This is a genomic window from Niallia sp. FSL W8-1348 (assembly GCF_038006745.1).
Classification (GTDB): domain Bacteria; phylum Bacillota; class Bacilli; order Bacillales; family Cytobacillaceae; genus Niallia; species Niallia alba.
This window is the reverse complement of sequence record NZ_JBBOVV010000002.1, coordinates 624,106-642,181: the sequence shown is the minus strand read 5'-3', so window position 1 is coordinate 642,181 and position 18,076 is coordinate 624,106. Positions and strand designations below refer to the sequence as shown.

General features: G+C 35.5%; 16 protein-coding genes. 12 read left to right on the top strand and 4 right to left on the bottom strand.

Translation table 11 applies throughout. The features are described 5' to 3' along the window. The first annotated feature begins 87 nt into the window (after positions 1-87). From dinG to NST60_RS21560, 7 genes are all read left to right on the top strand, one after another. On the top strand, positions 88-2,868 hold the full coding sequence (gene dinG / locus NST60_RS21590; protein ID WP_101730966.1) for an ATP-dependent DNA helicase DinG: 2,781 nt from the start codon (positions 88-90) through the stop codon (positions 2,866-2,868). A 369-nt stretch (positions 2,869-3,237) separates the two neighbouring features. Then, positions 3,238-3,711 (top strand): cell wall elongation regulator TseB-like domain-containing protein, encoded by a 474-nt coding sequence (locus NST60_RS21585; RefSeq protein WP_016203068.1) that lies wholly within the window; start codon positions 3,238-3,240, stop codon positions 3,709-3,711. 22 nt (positions 3,712-3,733) lie between these two features. Continuing rightward, complete coding sequence (locus tag NST60_RS21580; protein ID WP_101730968.1) at positions 3,734-4,933, top strand: aminotransferase class I/II-fold pyridoxal phosphate-dependent enzyme; 1,200 nt, start codon at positions 3,734-3,736, stop codon at positions 4,931-4,933. Positions 4,934-5,282: 349 nt separating this feature from the next. Next, positions 5,283-6,578, top strand: coding sequence for an asparagine--tRNA ligase (asnS, locus tag NST60_RS21575; protein WP_016203070.1), 1,296 nt, complete (start codon positions 5,283-5,285; stop codon positions 6,576-6,578). Between the two features lie 240 nt (positions 6,579-6,818). Next, positions 6,819-7,529, top strand: a complete 711-nt coding sequence (locus tag NST60_RS21570; protein WP_016203071.1) for a DnaD domain-containing protein — start codon at positions 6,819-6,821, stop codon at positions 7,527-7,529. Between the two features lie 487 nt (positions 7,530-8,016). Beyond that, complete coding sequence (gene nth, locus NST60_RS21565; RefSeq protein ID WP_016203073.1) at positions 8,017-8,673, top strand: endonuclease III; 657 nt, start codon at positions 8,017-8,019, stop codon at positions 8,671-8,673. Beyond that, positions 8,673-9,191 carry a YpoC family protein gene (locus tag NST60_RS21560; RefSeq protein ID WP_101730969.1) on the top strand — a complete coding sequence of 173 codons (519 nt, stop codon included), beginning with the start codon at positions 8,673-8,675 and terminating at the stop codon, positions 9,189-9,191. The genes nth and NST60_RS21560 overlap by 1 nt, the downstream gene beginning before the upstream one ends. 132 nt (positions 9,192-9,323) lie before the next feature. Here NST60_RS21560 and NST60_RS21555 read toward each other — a convergent pair whose 3' ends face one another. Together NST60_RS21555 and recU are read right to left on the bottom strand one after the other, a co-directional pair. After that, the gene (locus NST60_RS21555) at positions 9,324-11,999 is read right to left on the bottom strand and encodes a transglycosylase domain-containing protein (RefSeq protein ID WP_169188764.1); all 2,676 of its coding nucleotides are present in this window, start codon (positions 11,997-11,999) and stop codon (positions 9,324-9,326) included. Positions 12,000-12,035: 36 nt separating this feature from the next. Next, a complete protein-coding gene (gene recU / locus NST60_RS21550; RefSeq protein WP_101730971.1) occupies positions 12,036-12,641 on the bottom strand; it encodes a Holliday junction resolvase RecU in 606 nt (201 codons plus the stop codon). An 89-nt stretch (positions 12,642-12,730) separates the two neighbouring features. On the opposite strand from recU, the gene NST60_RS21545 reads away from it, so the two are divergent. The 4 genes from NST60_RS21545 to NST60_RS21530 all read left to right on the top strand — a co-directional run bounded on the left by NST60_RS21545 (position 12,731) and on the right by NST60_RS21530 (position 15,343). After that, positions 12,731-13,702 (top strand): DUF2515 family protein, encoded by a 972-nt coding sequence (locus NST60_RS21545; RefSeq protein ID WP_169188763.1) that lies wholly within the window; start codon positions 12,731-12,733, stop codon positions 13,700-13,702. Between the two features lie 151 nt (positions 13,703-13,853). Then, positions 13,854-14,108, top strand: coding sequence for a hypothetical protein (locus NST60_RS21540; RefSeq protein WP_169188762.1), 255 nt, complete (start codon positions 13,854-13,856; stop codon positions 14,106-14,108). 40 nt (positions 14,109-14,148) lie between these two features. Further along, complete coding sequence (locus tag NST60_RS21535; protein ID WP_145999714.1) at positions 14,149-14,529, top strand: YppE family protein; 381 nt, start codon at positions 14,149-14,151, stop codon at positions 14,527-14,529. A gap of 295 nt (positions 14,530-14,824) precedes the next feature. Next, positions 14,825-15,343: a YppG family protein gene (locus NST60_RS21530; protein WP_341100114.1), complete on the top strand. Its 519-nt coding sequence runs from the start codon at positions 14,825-14,827 to the stop codon at positions 15,341-15,343. 605 nt (positions 15,344-15,948) lie between these two features. Here NST60_RS21530 and NST60_RS21525 read toward each other — a convergent pair. After that, positions 15,949-16,101: a YpzG family protein gene (locus NST60_RS21525; RefSeq protein WP_169188760.1), complete on the bottom strand. Its 153-nt coding sequence runs from the start codon at positions 16,099-16,101 to the stop codon at positions 15,949-15,951. 142 nt (positions 16,102-16,243) lie between these two features. After that, positions 16,244-16,729, bottom strand: a complete 486-nt coding sequence (locus tag NST60_RS21520; protein WP_341100113.1) for an Hsp20/alpha crystallin family protein — start codon at positions 16,727-16,729, stop codon at positions 16,244-16,246. 372 nt (positions 16,730-17,101) lie between these two features. On the opposite strand from NST60_RS21520, the gene NST60_RS21515 reads away from it, so the two are divergent. Then, entirely contained in the window at positions 17,102-17,893 is a 792-nt protein-coding gene (locus tag NST60_RS21515) for an alpha/beta fold hydrolase (RefSeq protein ID WP_212120275.1), read from the top strand. The last annotated feature ends 183 nt before the right edge of the window (positions 17,894-18,076 follow it).

Below are 18,076 nucleotides of genomic sequence, written 5' to 3'. Positions count from 1 at the left end.
AAGAATTCTTACATAAAGAACTAACATCTTTCCCTTTTCTCATTTTTATGATACCGTTTGAATGACTGAAAGTTTGAGGTGGACGTAATGAGTAACAAATTTGTAGTAGTTGATTTGGAGACAAACGGTAATTCACCGAGAAAAGGGGATCGAATTATCCAGTTTGCCGCGGTTGTTATCGAGAATGGGAAAATAGTAGAGGAATACTCTTCGTTATTAAATCCTCTCCAGCCGATTTCACCGTTTATTGAAGAATTGACTGGGATAACAGATGAAATGGTGGATTCAGCACCAATTTTTGAAGAGATAGCTGATAAAATTGTTTGTTTATTAGAAGATGCATATTTTGTCGCACATAATGTGTTGTTTGATTTATCTTTTCTAAATGAAGAGTTAGAACAAGCTGGCTTCAGGCAATTTTATGGACCTATTCTTGACACAGTCGAACTAGCAAGGATTTTATACCCAACTGCAGACAGTTATAAATTAACGGATCTTGCAGCACAAGAAGGGATTGTCCATAGTAGACCACATCAGGCAGATAGTGATGCTTATGTGACAGCAGAACTATTGCTATTATTATTGGAGAAGCTGAACGCACTGCCTCAAGTAACAACAAAAAAATTAGAATTCTTAAGCTCATCGCTAAAAAGCGATTTAGATATTTATTTACAAGCTCTGCTGCAAGAGAAACAATCAAAAGTAGAATATATACCTGAAAACTGGGAGGTATATCGGGGATTAACCCTTAAACGCTTGCCTAATAACCTAGCTGGTAATCAAGGAAAAGACTATTCAGTTTCTTTTGATATGGATATAATTGAAAAACGCATGAGAGATTCATTGTCTTTTTATCAGAAAAGAGAAGGGCAATTAAAAATGATGAATGTGGTTCATCGAGCACTAATGGATAATCAGCATGGACTTATTGAAGCTGGAACGGGCGTTGGAAAGTCACTTGGCTATTTAGTACCGGCTGCTTATTTTGCGATAGAGCATAAAAAACAAGTAATTATTAGTACATTTACTACTCAATTACAAGAACAACTTTTTCGTAAGGATTTGCCGTTGCTTAAAAATCTTCTTCCTTTTCCCATTACTTATACCTTGTTAAAGGGAAGAAATCATTATATTAGTTTAGATAAATTTGAAGTCTCTTTAAAAGAACAAGAAGATAACTATGATATTGTCTTAACGAAAATGCAAATTTTAATTTGGTTAACGGAAACAGAAACAGGCGATAAAGATGAATTGAATTTAACGAGTGGTGGCAATAATTATTGGGAAAAAATTAAAAATGACGGCAATTTTTCGTTGCCTATTTCAAAAGAGTGGGCACAGAAGGATTTTTATAGAAGGACTCGTAATGCTGCTCAAAAAGCGAATTTGATTATTACGAATCATGCTTTGCTAGTAAAAGATCTTACAGCAGATCAACATTTACTTCCTGCCTATGATTATGTCATTGTCGATGAAGGTCATCACTTTGAAAAAACAGCGATAAAGCATTTTGGCTTCCGTTTTTCCTATATAGCTGTTCGTTTAAGTATTAATGCAATTGGAACGACTGATCAAAAGCAGCTTATGTACCATTTAGAAAATATGATTGGTGATTCATCTACATCTGAAAAGATCGAGTTCAATCAGTTTATCCTTGCTCTCCATGTAGAATTAGATGAGCTATTTCGATCGGTGCTTTGTTATGTGAAGAAAACAAATCAGCCAAGAAGAGATGGAAAAGGAAGCTATCGTATAAAGAAAAATGATTTGGGAGATTGGAATGGGGTTAAAAGTGTTGCAGAAAGGCTTGTGTTTCTTTGGAAAGATGCAAGAGAGGCTCTTTTAGAAAAAGTTCAGCGGCTAAAAGATCAAGATAGAAAGATCACCTCATCGCAAATGCTCGTAGTGGAAAGAATTGAGTCTATTTTAAATGATTGGTTAGTGTATATAAATCATTTGCGGGAAATGTTCTTACGAGAAGGAGACCATATTGCATGGTTAGAATCAGATAGAAACAACTACCCGAATAATGCCGTTTTATATACGCAACCTTCATCTGTAGCAGAAACTTTGCAAGATATGTTCTTTAGTAAGAAAAAAAGTGTTGTTTTTACATCAGCAACTATAACTGTTAATAATTCATTTGAATATTATATAAAGGTTTTAGGATTAGGAAAAGATTTATTGCAAGTGCAAATCGATTCGCCGTTTAACTACTCTCAACAGGTACAATTGCTTATCCCAACGGATGTACCAGAAGTTAATACGGTATCATTAAATGAGTATGTGTCAACTATTGGTGAACAAATAATTAAAATCGCTCAAGCTACAAAAGGGAGAATGCTAATTCTTTTCACGGCAAATGATATGCTGAGAAAAACGTATGATTATATGAAAGAAAGTGGCTGTCTAGAAGAGTATGCCATCTTGGCGCAAGGGATAACAAATGGAAGTAGAATGAGATTAACACGTAATTTTCAACGTTACGATAAAGCGATATTATTGGGAACAAATAGTTTTTGGGAAGGGATTGATATTCCTGGAGAGGATTTAACCTGCTTAATCATTGTTCGATTGCCGTTTTCCTCACCGGAAGACCCGCTTACTGAAGCGAAAAATGAGCTAATTAAGAACAAGGGTGGAAACCCGTTTTTAGAAAACAGTCTTCCCGAGGCAGTCTTACGTTTTAAACAAGGATTCGGCAGATTAATTCGTACAGAAGAAGATAAGGGATTTATTATTGTATTTGATCGCCGCATTGTGTCTACATCCTATGGAGAGACTTTTTTGCAGTCCATTCCAGCTGTTCCAATTAAACAGCAAAATAGTGATGAAATGGTTAAGTTTATTGAAAACTGGCTAATGTAGGATATGGTACAAAAGAATGGAGGCATTTTAAGATTGTAATTCTTTTTACATAGGCTGTTTCCCAAAAGATTGTTGTTTTTTCAATAGGAGAAAAGAATTAGTTGAAAAAGTGGAGCAGCCGGAATACATGAAGACGCTACGCGGAAAGCGAAGTGTATTCATGTATTCCGGCTGAGCGTAGTAGGAAACAAGCTTTACGAAACAGCCTTTACTTAAATGCCTAGCAAAACATGAAGGAATCTGTTTGAATAATTAGTTGTTTACAAGACAAAAACAACTAATTATTAAATAAAATAATTTCTTTCTATTTATAAATACTGTTATAATAACCTATGAACAAAATACTGTTTTAAAGAAGTGATATAAAAAATGAAAAAATGGATTTGGATAATTATTGTTGTTTTCCTTATTGGACTAGCTGTAAGTATTAATACATATGTTAAAGCAATGAAGCCTGTTAAATCAGCGAGAGAAACGGCGGAAGAAATTGCTATGAATGAAACAGATTTGAAAAATATGGACAGCTTTCAATTATATAATGGAAAAGAATCCTATTATATTTTAGAAGGAAAAAACGATGATAATGAGGATATTATTGTTTGGATTAATGAAAAAACACATCAAGTAACAGAAAAACGAAAAAAAGATGGGCTGACCAAACAAGAAGCGCTTAATATATTATTATCGAAGCAATCGCCAGAAAAGGTCAATGCTGTCCGACTAGGAATGTATGATGGGTTGCCTGTCTGGGAGATTTTTTCTCATACAGACAAGGATTCCATAAACTATCATTGGATAGATTTTGAAACAGGAGAAATCCTGTTAACAATTGAAAATTATTAACCAATAGGAGTGGTAAATAAAAATGAAAATTCAATTAGCAGAAAGAGTTAATGCTTTAACGCCATCAACAACATTGGCCATTACTGCAAAAGCAGCGAGTTTAAGAGCAGATGGTCATGATGTAATTGGTTTAGGCGCTGGAGAGCCTGACTTTAACACTCCTCAAAATATTATTGATGCCGCTGTTAGAAGCATGAATGAAGGGCATACAAAATACACTCCTGCATCAGGTTTACAAGCATTAAAAAAAGAAATTGCTGCAAAATTAAAGAGAGATCAACAGTTAGAATACGAAGCAAATCAGATTATCGTCACAAATGGTGCTAAACATGGATTATACACTTTGTTCCAGGTTATTTTGGACAAAGGAGACGAAGTTATTATTCCTACTCCATATTGGGTTAGTTATCCAGAACAAGTGAAGCTTGCAGAAGGAGTACCTGTTTTTGTGGAGGGGTATGAAGCAAATGAGTTTAAAATTACTCCAGACCAATTAAAAAAGGCAATAACTTCTAAAACAAAAGCTGTTATCATTAATTCACCAAGTAATCCAACTGGAATGATTTACACGGAAAAAGAATTACAGGCGATTGGTGATATTTGTCTAGAACATAATATCTTGATTATTTCAGATGAAATTTACGAGAAATTAGTTTATGGAGATAGTAAGCATGTGTCGATTGCCTCTTTATCACCATCACTAAAAGAAGTAACCATTATAATAAATGGTGTTTCCAAATCACATTCGATGACAGGCTGGAGAATTGGGTATGCGGCGGGTTCTAAAGAAATAATAACAGCAATGACTAATCTTGCCAGTCATAGTACTTCGAATCCAACAACACCATCTCAGTATGCTACGATTGAGGCATATGCAGGTCCACAAGATTCAGTGGAAGAAATGCGCCAAGCGTTTAATGAGCGCTTAGATATTATTCATGGGAAATTAAATAATATTCCTGGTTTTTCTTGCTTAAAGCCGAAAGGGGCATTTTATTTATTTCCAAATGTGCAAAAGGCAGTTGAATTAACAGGCTTTAAGTCTGTTGATGAGTTTTCCACAGCATTGTTAGAAGAAGCACTCGTTGCGGTTGTCCCAGGGTCAGGGTTTGGAGCAGATAGCTATATCCGTCTTTCTTACGCGACGTCCTTGGAAAAGTTAGAAGCTGCTGTAAGTCGAATGGAACAGTTTGTAGAAAAGAAAATGGTCGTTAACAAATAAGCGATTTTTGTAGAGGATGTCAATAAGGATTATCGAATCTTACTTGGCATTCTCTTTTCTATTCACCATTTTTAATGGGAGGACGTGTGAAAATCGCTTTAATAGAGATAGAGGTATTGGTTTTTAAATATGAATTTTGTTACCTAGAAGGATCGATAGTGTTGATTGTCTTAGGATGTAAAGGTATAATGTTTTGGTAGAATATTTTTTATCTTAACTAGTATGTTTTCTACTAAGTCTTCTACTAACGGTAGGAAGAAGCGGTTTTAGATATCCTTTATTTTCGTATAGAGAGAACCGCAGTCTCTATTTAAGTACATATATTTATTTGTTTTTGGAGGAGTTAATTGTGATTAAAGCAACTATTGCCGAGTTACCAAAATATGTTGATAAAGAGGTTAAAGTAGGTGCATGGATTGCCAACAAGCGATCTAGTGGTAAAATTGCCTTTTTACAGCTTCGTGATGGATCAGGATTTGTACAAGGAGTAATTGTTAAAAGTGATGTAGCGGAAGAAGTATTCCAAACAGCTAAATCTATTACACAGGAATCATCTGTATATGTTACTGGTACGGTCCAAAAGGATGAACGTTCTCCGTTTGGATATGAATTACTTGTAACAAATGTGGAATTGATTCATACTTCTACAGACTATCCTATTACGCCAAAAGAGCATGGAACAGAATTTTTAATGGATAATCGTCACTTATGGCTGCGTTCAAAACGTCAGCATGCAGTAATGAAAGTAAGAAATGAAATAATTCGTGCTACTTATGAATTTTTCAATGAAAATGGATTTGTGAAGGTAGATCCGCCAATTTTAACTGGAAGTGCTCCAGAAGGTACAACGGAACTATTTGCAACAAAGTACTTTGAAGAAGATGCATATCTGTCACAAAGTGGACAGCTTTATATGGAAGCTGCAGCAATGGCGTTAGGAAAAGTGTTTTCATTCGGACCAACTTTCCGTGCAGAAAAATCAAAAACGCGTCGCCATCTAATTGAATTCTGGATGATCGAACCAGAAATGGCGTTTGTAGAGTTTGAAGAAAACTTAGAAGTTCAAGAACAATATGTTTCTTATGTCGTTCAGTCCGTGTTGAAAAATTGTCAATTAGAGCTTAAAACACTAGGAAGAGATATTTCTAAATTAGAGAATATTACTGCGCCATTCCCAAGAATAAGCTATGATGATGCGATTACATTCTTACATGAAAAAGGTTTTGATGATATTGAGTGGGGAGATGATTTTGGGTCTCCACACGAAACGGCTATTGCGGAAAGTTTTGATAAACCTGTGTTTATTACACATTATCCAACTAAAATTAAACCTTTTTATATGCAGCCACATCCAGAAAGAGAAGATGTTGTGCTTTGTGCAGATTTAATTGCTCCTGAAGGCTATGGAGAAATTATTGGTGGTTCTGAGCGTATTCATGATATGGATCTTTTAAGTAAGCGCGTCGAAGAGCATCAATTAGATCCAGAAACTTATAAATGGTATTTAGAGCTAAGACAATATGGTTCGGTGCCACATTCTGGTTTTGGTCTAGGGCTAGAAAGAACAGTTGCTTGGATTTCGGGAGTAGAGCACGTTCGTGAAACGATTCCTTTCCCAAGACTATTAAATCGTCTATATCCATGATCAAAGAGTAGGGTAGAAAATACGGAAAGTTAGTCTAAGGAAAACCTCACATCGAATTTTCAATGTGAGGTTTCACCTTGTTCACAATCCTCATTTTCTCCCTTCTTCTTTTTGGTAAGCTCCTCACTTCTAGCAACAAATATTACAAAATAATCTTTTGTTAACTATTGCTAGGTTTGGGTGATTTTCATTATTACATGCTTATGGCCAACATGATATACTTGATTAGAGGTGTCTTTAATGAATCAAACAATTTTTTTAAAATGGTTGCAAGAAGGGAATATCAATATTCCTTCCACACTTCTAACAAATTACAAACAATTGAAAATAAATGAAAAAGAATTAGTCCTTTTGTTACAGGTGCACTATTATTTAGAGCGAGGTAATGATTTTCCGACACCGGCGGAAATATCTGCACAAATGACTATAGATATTAATGAATGTCATGAATTATTGAGCCAGTTAATCAGAAAAGGTTTTATTGAAATACTGGACGGTAACAGTGATACCGGAATTCGGTATGAACGCTATTCATTAGAGCCTCTTTGGAATAAATTAATAGAACAATTTTTGCTAAATAATAAAAAAGAAGAAGAAGCTTTAATAGAAAAAGAGGAATCAGATTTATATACTTGCTTTGAACAGGAATTTGGAAGACCTCTATCTCCTTTTGAAATTGAAACGCTAAATATGTGGGTAGACGATGATCAGCATGAAATGGTTATTATTAAAGCAGCTCTTCGTGAAGCAGTAATTTCGGGTAAATTAAATTTTCGTTATATTGATCGGATTTTGTTTGAATGGAAGAAGAATGGTATTAAGACAATCGAACAAGCGAAAAGCCACGGGAAAAAGTTTAGACAGCATCAGACAGCTGGATATAAAGTCGAGCAGAGAGAGGAATCATCAAGTAAAAAAGCAGTACCGTTTTATAATTGGTTAGATCAATAATGCTAAGATTGATACAGTAAGTAAATGTAAGTGAATGACTGATTATTGTGAAGTGGAAGGCTGACTATTAGAGATAATAGGAAAGTAGGTTGCTTCCTTCCTTTACACAATGTTCATTCATATAAAAGTTTGACTACGTAAAACTGGGATTGTTATAAGAATAAATGGTTTAGACTTCATTACAAGACATATCTAGTAGAAAAAAACTACTTGGATAAATGAAAGAATCTCAATCTATTCTTAGGACGACCTTTTTTTGTATGGTTGTTTTCTAAAGGATTGTTGTTTTTTCAATAGGAAAAAGAAATAGTTGGAAAAATGGAGCAGCCGGGATTAGCGAGACAATCTGAGACCCCGGAGGCAAAGCTGAGGAGGCTTAAGCCTAGCCCCACGGAAAGCGAAGTGTATTCCGGTGCGGGTAATCGCAACAAACTTTACGATAACAGCCTATTGTATAGAAGAAAGTTTATTCATTTCGGAGGATTACATGCTAAAAAAAGATGAAATTAGATATTGTCTGGATACGATGGGGGAAATGTTCCCAGAGGCACATTGTGAATTGGTTCATTCTAACCCCTTTGAATTGGTTATTGCCGTATCGTTATCCGCACAATGTACCGATGCACTAGTTAATAAGGTAACTAAAAATTTATTTCAAAAGTATAAAACCCCAGAAGACTACTTAAGTGTTCCCATAGAAGAATTGCAGAATGATATTCGGTCCATTGGTTTATATCGAAATAAAGCCAAAAATATTCAAAAGCTTTGTCAAATGGTTTTGGAAAAATATAATGGTGAAATTCCAATGGATCGAGATGAATTGATTAACTTACCAGGGGTCGGAAGAAAAACGGCCAATGTAGTCGTTTCTGTTGCTTATAATATCCCCGCTATTGCTGTCGATACACATGTTGAAAGGGTCAGTAAACGATTAGGAATTTGTCGATGGAAAGACTCTGTTTTAGAAGTAGAAAAAACTTTGATGAAAAAAGTTCCGAAAGATGAATGGTCTGTGACACATCATCGTATGATTTTTTTTGGAAGGTATCACTGTAAGGCGCAAAATCCTCAATGTGCGGTTTGTCCACTTTTAGCTTTGTGTAGAGAAGGAAAAAAAAGAATGAAGACTAAAGGTGTTGTATAATGGATAATCATCAATTAGATGCACCAATTGAGCTTTTATATGGACCGTTCCCGGTTGTAAAAAAATTTCCTTCTATCGTGACTGATTGCTTAGTATTAACACCAGCTTTTTTACATGAAGCTAATTATTACCATAATAAAGAAGGTTATCAGCCTTGGAATACAGCAAACTTTTCTGAATGTGTAAAATTGGTTTTGGAAAAGTGGAAACAGCTTAAACAGGAATTACAATCGTTTGCAGAAGAGAGGGATACGATTAGACTTCAGCAGGGACTAACGATTGGAATGGAATACTTTTTAGAATGTTTATATTGGCTTAACGAAAAACCAGTCGTATTAAGAAATGGTTTGGTAGACAGTAGCTTAGAAATAAAACCTTTCAATTTAGAAGATCGGCTCCAGTTTATTCTAAAAAGATTAAATGGGTATCATTCCTATAAACAATTGGATGAGCTGTTTAAAGAATTAGAAAAACAGCATGCGATCAAATTAATAAGATTGAATAGAAAATCTAAATAAAAGAAGAGGACCATTCCGGTTGGAATTGTCCTCTTCTTTTACACGTCAGTTTATCCTACTCTTACTGTCCATAAAGGGGCCGCTTGGTTCAACTAACCATAAGTGGGGACCCACACTTATGGAAGTTTTACTTTATTGGGAATCATTTCGATTCTGTTCTCTATTTCGGCTTTGGTTTTGGTTAGCATCATTGGAATTCGTATTATTTTGACCATTGTTGTTACCAGTATTGTTTCCACTATTATTTCCACCATTATTGCCATTATCGTTGTTATTCCCGTTATTGTTACTTTGATTGTTGTTATTTTCTTCCCCATTATCAGAGTCTTCATTGTCTCCATCATCCTGATTGTCATCAGAATCTTCGCCATTAGGATCGTCTTGGTCATCCTCGTCATCTATTGTCTCATTTGGATCCTCAGGTGGCTGTTCCTCGATTTTTGCTGGGACGGAAATACTGCCAGATGCAGGATCACTATCCTGATCATTTTTAATTGCTTTTACAGTAAAGGTATAGGTGCTGCCAGGCGTTGGTTTGGCAATCTTTAAGCTTGTGTCAGAAGTAACAGTCAATTGCTCATTAGCTCCACCATCAACACTTACACTTACGTCAAATTTGACGCCCTCTTTGTCACCATAGTCCCAAGATAGATCGATTTCATCACTGTTCTCATTATAAGTTGCTTTCACTCCAGTAGGAGTATTAGGTTTATTGTACTTTTGTGATACTTCGTTCAGAATATTTCCTTTAACGGCATACTCGGTTTGGATTTGACTACTTGGTGTATAAGAACTTGCTAATCTTGCCGGAAACGTACCTTTTTCGATTTTTACTGTTTCAACACTATCAGGCTTCTTAAAATCAGCTGTTTCTACATCTTCCGAAATATGGCTCATCACTGCTTTGAAAATCTGTTGAGCAATTTTCTGGTTTGGTCCAGGAGTGAGTGGGTTTTTGCGTTCCGTGTATCCAGTCCATACGGCCATAGTAAAATTAGTTGTATAGCCAGCAAACCAAGCATCTGGAACACTTCTAGAATCTGTTATGCCCCATTTGGTTCGTTCTTCTTGCGAATAGTTGGTCGTTCCTGTCTTACCAGCAACAGGCAATCCTGGAACATTAGCAAGATTTCCCGTTCCATCACTGCTTGTAAGTACACCTTTTAACATATCAGTTATGAGGAATGCGGTATAATCCTGCATCACTACTTTTGATTTAGGCTCCATATTTATTTTAGTACCATCTTTTAATTTAAAGGAGCGCACAGCATGTGGTGTATTATATACACCTTCATTACCAAAGGCACTATATGCTCCAGCCATTTCTAGTGTGCTAGCTTCAAATGCTCCAATAGCATAGGATTCATAGGCATTCTCTAGCGGAATGCCTAGATTTACTGCAAAATCTTTAGCTTTTTCAGCACCGACTGCTTGGAAAGCTTTAAGAGCAGGAATGTTTCTTGACATTTCTAACGCTTTTCGCATAGTCATAGATCCCTTATAGCTATTATCCCAGTTACTAATTGGTGTTCCATTTGAATAGGTAGTACGCTCATCTACAATCGTTTGATAAGTTCCCCATTTTAAATGTTCAACAGCTGGACCGTAGTCAAGGATAGGCTTAGCGGTTGATCCAGGCTGGCGCTTCATATCTGTTGCATAGTTTGTCCCGAGCTTTACATCTGGATCGCGGTCACCTCCAAGAGCTAAAATTCCGCCTGTTTTCGTATCTAGTAAGGTAATTCCAGCTTGGAATTGTTCGTCAGGGAATGGGACAATCTCTCCTTCGTACATTAATTCTTCCACATATTCCTGTGCTTCTTTATCCATCGTTGTATAAATTTCTAATCCATCTGTAAATACATTAACATCTGGATATTTTTTCTCGATTTCGGCAATAACTTGTTTTATAAATGGATCATACGGTAGATCATTTGTTTGACGATCCTCTTTTGCAACTAATGAATCTTCCACAGAAGTCTTTTGTGCTTCTTCCATTTCTGCTTTTGAAATATATCCATGTTGATGCATTAAGGATAAGACAATATTACGTCTTTTTTCTGCCCTTTCTGGATTATTAAATGGATTATAGGCATTTGGCGCCTGTGGCATTCCTGCTAAGAGGGCAGCCTCTGGCAATGTTAACTCGTCTAAGTTTTTATCAAAATAAACTTTTGCTGCGGTTTTAACCCCGCTCATATTTTCAGACATAAAGATTTTATTAACATACATTTCAAATATTTCTTCTTTTGAGTACTTGCGTTCTAACTCTAAGGCAAGCCATGCTTCTTGTGCTTTACGATTTAATGTTTTTTGTGGCTGGTTAAAGAAGAAGTTTTTCACAACTTGCTGTGTTATCGTACTTGCGCCTTCTGAACCAAAACCATTTCTAAAGTTTGCTATTACTGCCCCACCTAAGCGGATAGGATCGATTCCATGATGTTTAAAGAAGCGTGAATCTTCGGTTGCGATAAACGCATCTTTTACTAAATCAGGGATATCTTCATAGTTTACATAGTCCCGATTTACGGCACCTACTTTTGCTATCTCCTTATTATTCTTGTCATAGATCGTAGAAGAAATAGGGTCCTTTAAAGTCTCTGGATTCAATTCGGGTGCATCTTTAACCATTATGGCAAATGTTACTCCGCCTGCAATAATACCAATGATACCGATTGTTAATAAAATAAGCAGAACGCGTTTAAACAAATTCTTACCACTTTTTTTCTGTGCTTTTTTAGGAGCATTTTTCTTTGAGGTTTCCAGTTGTTTGCGGCGCTCCTCTCGCGTTTGATATTTATCTGTCATAATTGTTCCTACCTTTCTTTCTAAAAACAAAAGGAATTAGTTGAATTCATAAATAGTATCAATCACTTTAATATAGTCAATTCGAGGCTGATAACCTAGGCTAATGGAATGACCATTGATTGCTAGTTCTTGTTTTGTGATCGATTTTCTTCCGCCATTTATCATTCTTTCCCAAAATATAAAGAGTTTTCCTGCATCTAAGTAGAATATTTCATTTGTTTCTGAAAAAGAGATAATGACAAAGCAAATTCCTTGTTGTTCACATACCATCCGCATATGTTTAATTTGGTGTTCATGGAAGTTATTAAGCGGAAAAGAAGTAGTATGCTTCGTTTCTTTCGCTTCAAAGTCGACATATTTTCCTTTATAAACACCGTTATAGTCTGTAGTGGAAGCTTGTTTAAAATAGGCTTCTTTAATGACGGCAGCACTTCTCTTCGGATAATCGACTTGAACGATTTGAACAGGTGTCGGCTTTTTATGTATGACGGCCTTCCCAAATTCTAAGTAATACTTATTCGTTTCATTCAAATCATCTTCTAAGTTCATTCCTCGGTTACTATAACTTATTTTTTTTTGCGATTTAGTATTTACATTTTTTACAGGTGTATATCTTTTTCCATTTGGATAATGAATCTTCATTTTTTCACCTCACAAAGATTCTTTCAAAGTATAACTTATTGCAATCAACAAACAATAATACCATAAAGCGTTCATAAGAGGTGAACAATTTGATAGGTAAAAAATCATATTTTTCTTCGTTAGAAGAAGAAAAACTTATAACTAGAATAAGGCTAATTACCGATAAGTGCAACTTAGACAATATTTCAAGGACCAAAGCCTATCTCTGCTATTATAACAAAAATAAAGAAATCCAATGGGCATTTCTTGCAAGCCAAGTTTCAAGAAATGCTGGCTGGAATATGGGTGATTTAAATGGACTATGGCTGCCGCAAGTAGTTAGTCAGGAAAAAAGGAAGCAAATCTACTTGACCTATGAGAAAGCAAACTGGCTTATTTTTAATGATGCATTTCCTCAATTACTACTCTATGAATATTCGACGAAAAAAAACTTGCCAATGTTTCATTTATTAAAGTTTTTTCAAGTTTCCTCTTTTATGGAAGAAGAATGGTTAAAGTATTGGGAGACAAAGAATAAAAAAAGATTAATGAATAGTTTAATTATCAATGAACAAAATGTGATTCAACAACCTGTCATTGAAAACGCAAGAATCAAGCATCATGTCCTTCATTACTTTCCGTATCTTTTTCAGGATTTTCTCCATTTTAATGCCGTACTTTTTCCAACTTTACAAGGGAAACTTTACGGGGCTAGCGTTTCTAACTTCACTTCTCTTAACGAACGAATTAAGCTAGGGAATACATTAGCAAGCCTTTTATTTAAATCTAATTTATATCAAGAGTTCTATGATTTTGCAAGAAAAATAGAACATACTGGTTCAAGATATGATTATGAAAAATATATATACCCAAAATTAGCCAATACGACACCCATACTCCGAGTTGCTTATCCGGTAGTCAAGCATCGTGAAGGGAAAAGAAAGGATTGGTATAAAAAGAAAATAAAGAAAAAGTGGCAAACATGTAGCGAGCATAATGAACCCTTGCTTATAACGGATTGGTACTTGAAAAAGCAGCAAACATTACATGAACTGATTCGTCAGGGAAACAAGTGGTTTTAACACATTAATAATAATTTTTTGTCGAATTTTAAACCAGTTATAAAAAAATAAACTTTCTTTGCCGAATCTCTTCTAGTTTTGTCAACTGAGCAGGATAGTTCATAAAAAAAAAGAAAAGAGTATGTATTAAAAATAGCTTGGAGGGATTTGTATGGAAAAGAATTATACAAAGGAAAAGTTATTGATTATGTTGGAGGAGATTCAAGAGGAATTAGAAATACTAGATGCTACACTTTTGAATGCAAGGAATCAAAAAACACAACTAGTAAAAAAACATATGACTTCATTAAATAATATAGAAAAAGGAATGGCTGCTATGGAGAAAAAAATTGCAGCAAGCCAATCGGGGCTTCCTTCTAATGTTCCTCCAAGACAAATGCCTCTTTACTTGAACTTAGCAAAGTAAATCGTTAAAATAAAGTAATTAACGATAAAGGGTAAATGGAGTGGCAAAATTGACCGAAAACCATCAACTAATGGAACATACAGAAAAACTTCTTGAGGCAGTGGAATATTCAATAGAGACCTTCTATAAAGTGAAGGAAACTGGAGCAAATGGGGATTTTTATGAAACCGTACGCCCGTTTGCGAATCGCATCAAAGATTTAAATGAGGAATGGAAGGAAATGGCTAAATTATGGGTGCAGAAATCAAAGCCTGACTACCTAAATGGCATTCAAATTAATACAGCATCTGATCATATAGAAATTATTTCAATCCAAGCTTTTTTTGCCCAAACGAGTAAGAAACGTTTTCTGGATTCTGCAAAATCTGTAAAGTATATACTGCAAACTTTACTTGATGCTCTAAAAGCGGAAGGTCAATAAGGGAATATCAAAAGGGAGAAGAAAATTCTTTTTTTTTGTCTTTTTATTTATTATATAAAAAACCTAAGTATCAGTGCCTTTTGAAAGGAGTAGTATAGGTAATGAGTAACTGTTAGCAAGAGAAAGCAGGCAAAGGTAACAGAAGAGCCTTTGCTGCCGAAACGTTCCATATGCAGTCAGCAATTAAGGGGAAATATCCCTTACTAAATAAGTGTTTTGGAAAATGAATGCACAGTCTAGGCGAAATCATCATATAGTAGATAAGGATATCTTTAACGTGGGAGGATAGAATTTCATGTATAGAGCATCTAATCGCCAAAGAAGGAATGTACCTTATCAGACCGCTTATACTCAACCAAATATACAACAAATGCCGACCGATAATAGACAGTACCATCCATATATGAGCCAGGGACAATGGAATGGGGCAGGAATGAACGGACAAAACTTCTATAACATGCCAATGCATCCGAATTATCCAAACAATCAACCAAGTTATTATCACCCGCAAAATGCTTATAAAAACAATACACAAGACATCTTTCAAAATCCACTTCATTATATGGAGAATGGTGACATGAACCAGTACTCTTCTAATCATATGAATCAAAATCAAGGATTTATGAATCCATATCCAAAGCAATCGTTTATTCCGAAAAAACAAGGCAATATGAAAAGTATCATGAACTCTTTTAAATCACAAGATGGATCTTTAGATTTTAATAAGATGATGGATACGGCTGGTATGATGATGAACGCGATGAACCAGGTGACAGGATTGGTAAAAGGGGTCGGCGGAATCTTTAAAGTATAAGTACATTACGACGAAATAAGAAGAGGCTGGGACAAAACTAAATAGCCAATCTGTAAAGACGAACAATCTCTAATTTATCTCTTAAATAAAGGTTTCTTTTATACAATGGTTATTTATGTTTTTAAATATAGTCAAGTGTAAAAACTAATTCGTTCCATTGCGCTACAGAAACTCGCTTTCCGCGGGGAGCAACCTAAGCCTCCTCGGCTAAAGCCTGTGGGGTCTTAGGTTTTGCTCTACTTCCCGCAGGAGTCGAGTGTCTTCCGCTCCATTCCACTCCGTTTTTAAAGGCAATACCCTAAAAAATATTGTTTTTTTAGAAAAAATGAATTAGTAGGAAATATGGAGCAGCCTGAATACACGTAGACTCCTATGGGAGCTGCGAGAAAGTCCGAGACCCTGCAGGCCAGAGGCCGAAGCGGCTCGGCGCTCGCCCCATGGAAAGCGAAGTGTATTCAGGCTGCGGATATTAACACTAACTGTACTGAAACAACCTTTTATAAAACTAATAAAACCCGAACAACCATTTAGGATTCTTTGATAGTTGTTCGGGTTTATCTATGGCTGGAATACTTATGTCCCAGCCTTCATTTCTTTTTCTCTACTTACCAGCGGTGTGCTTTTGCATTACTTCTTAGAATAATATTTGTTTGAGACATTTGCGTATGCCCATTAACTTGGGACTTAGAACGTTTCGGTCTCGTCCAATTGTGATGAAAAAGCGCAGAGTGAGAATCCAACTGATCTTTATAACTCATCTTATCACCTCAGGAAGTAAGATTAGAAAGAAATTAAATGGATGTAAAAGGAATCTCTCCTTCTCCGTTAATGGAAGGAGAGTATTTCTTACGTGCATCCACTATTAATATGTGCAGATAATATAATATTTACTCTCTTGGTTTACGGATTTTGATCTTCAATCATTATTTTTTTGCCTTTTTGTTTTGGAACTTTAATTGTTAGCAAGCCATTTTTATAGGAAGCGGTCACTTTCTTTTCGTCTATAGGGTGTGGGAAAGCAATGCTTCTACTCCTCTTATTAAACGTTTGACTTGTATGAAAGGTTTTAGCTTGGGTGTTTTCTTCTGTAATGATTTCCTGATGGTTCACACTGATTGTTAAATAATGGTCATAAATGTCTAGTTGAATTTGCTCCTTATTCATTCCAGGTAGCTCCGCTTTAATAGTTGTTCCATTTTCCGTTTCATTCACGCTAATTGGAAAAGTCATATTGGGAAATGGATTGCTAAAAAATTCATCCATTTGTTGAAGAAAGTTTTTCACTGGCTTTTCCTGAAAAAACTGATTCATGGAACGCATGAAACCATTAAAGGGTTGAGGGGTTTTCTCTTTTTTGTTTGGATCCATTGGGAAATTTGAAGACATAGTACATCACTCCTTACATAAAAAACATGAACGAAAGATTAATATGTTTTCTCCCCATTAAAATAAAGGGAAGAAAACTGCAAATGAATAGGCCTTTTTCTACTTATACTATGCCTAATAAAATGGATTGGTGTTTGATTCCTCTTTTTTACTTCATAAAAAATGAATAAGATTTGCTTATAAAAAAAGTGGTATATTAAATGAAAGCCAGTTTTCTCAAAAATGTTGTTTCTTCAATAGGAAAAAAGAATTAAATGCAAAATGGAGCAGCCGGAAAGCAAGTGTATTCCGGCTACGGGGAATAGCCATAAATTTTACGAAAATAGGTTTTAGAATAAAGCCAAATGAAAGGTAGAAAGGAAGTTTGTATAAATGAAAAAAATCACAATTGGAAACGAACAACTATCCTATATAGAGCATGGGCAAGGAGATACGATTGTTTTAATACATGGATTTTGCGGAAGCGTCGATTATTGGGAGTATATTTTGCCCTTACTATCTGATAAATACCATGTAATTGCAGTAAACTTAAGAGGACATGGCAGCTCAACTTATAGTGGAGCCCCATTTGAGATAGAAGATTTAGCGAACGATATGAATAAGTTATTAAAAAAATTAGGTATCGAACAAGTGTATATGTTTGGGCATTCCCTTGGTGGATATGTAACATTGGCTTTTGCAGAGCTTTTTGGAAAGAGCCTAAAGGGATTTGGTTTAATACATTCCACAGCATATCCAGATACAGATGCAGGAAAAGAAGGAAGATTGAACGCAATACGAAAAATTCAAGATCTTGGAATAGAAGAGTTTGTTAATGGGCTAATTCCTAATTTATTTGCCGACGAATCTCTCATAACTTTACCTAACGAAGTGGAAAAGGCGAAAAGAATTGGCTATGGAACAAACGGAATTGCGGCAATGGAGACACAGGCAGCAATGAGAAAAAGACCAGATAGAAATGGAGTAATCGAACAGGCAAATGTGCCAGTTTTATTGGTAAAGGGGACAAAAGATAAAGTGGTTTCATTAGATCGTGTTGCTTCTTCTTCAAACCAAAATGTTTCAGAAGTTAGATTAGATACAGGTCATATGAGCATGCAAGAAGCTCCCGAGGAGTTGGCAAAAGCAATTCGTTCATTTATCCCAAGTAAGACTCTAACCTAAAAGCTAATGAGAAATACGAGGAAGATAGGCGGGAGATCAACTGTCCGTAAATCCGATTGGTTCAACTAACCATCAGTGGAGAGGAAGAAAAATCCCCACTGATGCAAGTTTCACTTTATTTCATCAAATAGTAAATAATGGTTCTTTTTTTCTTTTTAAAACCTCTTTCAAATCGAACGTCCA

What these genes read in the sequence shown, in the direction of transcription:
- dinG (WP_101730966.1), top strand. Translation starts at nt 88, where the DNA reads ATGAGTAACAAATTTGTAGTAGTTGATTTGGAGACAAACGGTAATTCA.
- NST60_RS21585 (WP_016203068.1), top strand. Translation starts at nt 3,238, where the DNA reads ATGAAAAAATGGATTTGGATAATTATTGTTGTTTTCCTTATTGGACTA.
- NST60_RS21580 (WP_101730968.1), top strand. Translation starts at nt 3,734, where the DNA reads ATGAAAATTCAATTAGCAGAAAGAGTTAATGCTTTAACGCCATCAACA.
- NST60_RS21570 (WP_016203071.1), top strand. Translation starts at nt 6,819, where the DNA reads ATGAATCAAACAATTTTTTTAAAATGGTTGCAAGAAGGGAATATCAAT.
- nth (WP_016203073.1), top strand. Translation starts at nt 8,017, where the DNA reads ATGCTAAAAAAAGATGAAATTAGATATTGTCTGGATACGATGGGGGAA.
- NST60_RS21560 (WP_101730969.1), top strand. Translation starts at nt 8,673, where the DNA reads ATGGATAATCATCAATTAGATGCACCAATTGAGCTTTTATATGGACCG.
- NST60_RS21555 (WP_169188764.1), bottom strand. Translation starts at nt 11,999, where the DNA reads ATGACAGATAAATATCAAACGCGAGAGGAGCGCCGCAAACAACTGGAA.
- recU (WP_101730971.1), bottom strand. Translation starts at nt 12,641, where the DNA reads ATGAAGATTCATTATCCAAATGGAAAAAGATATACACCTGTAAAAAAT.
- NST60_RS21540 (WP_169188762.1), top strand. Translation starts at nt 13,854, where the DNA reads ATGGAAAAGAATTATACAAAGGAAAAGTTATTGATTATGTTGGAGGAG.
- NST60_RS21530 (WP_341100114.1), top strand. Translation starts at nt 14,825, where the DNA reads ATGTATAGAGCATCTAATCGCCAAAGAAGGAATGTACCTTATCAGACC.
- NST60_RS21525 (WP_169188760.1), bottom strand. Translation starts at nt 16,101, where the DNA reads ATGAGTTATAAAGATCAGTTGGATTCTCACTCTGCGCTTTTTCATCAC.
- NST60_RS21520 (WP_341100113.1), bottom strand. Translation starts at nt 16,729, where the DNA reads ATGTCTTCAAATTTCCCAATGGATCCAAACAAAAAAGAGAAAACCCCT.
- NST60_RS21515 (WP_212120275.1), top strand. Translation starts at nt 17,102, where the DNA reads ATGAAAAAAATCACAATTGGAAACGAACAACTATCCTATATAGAGCAT.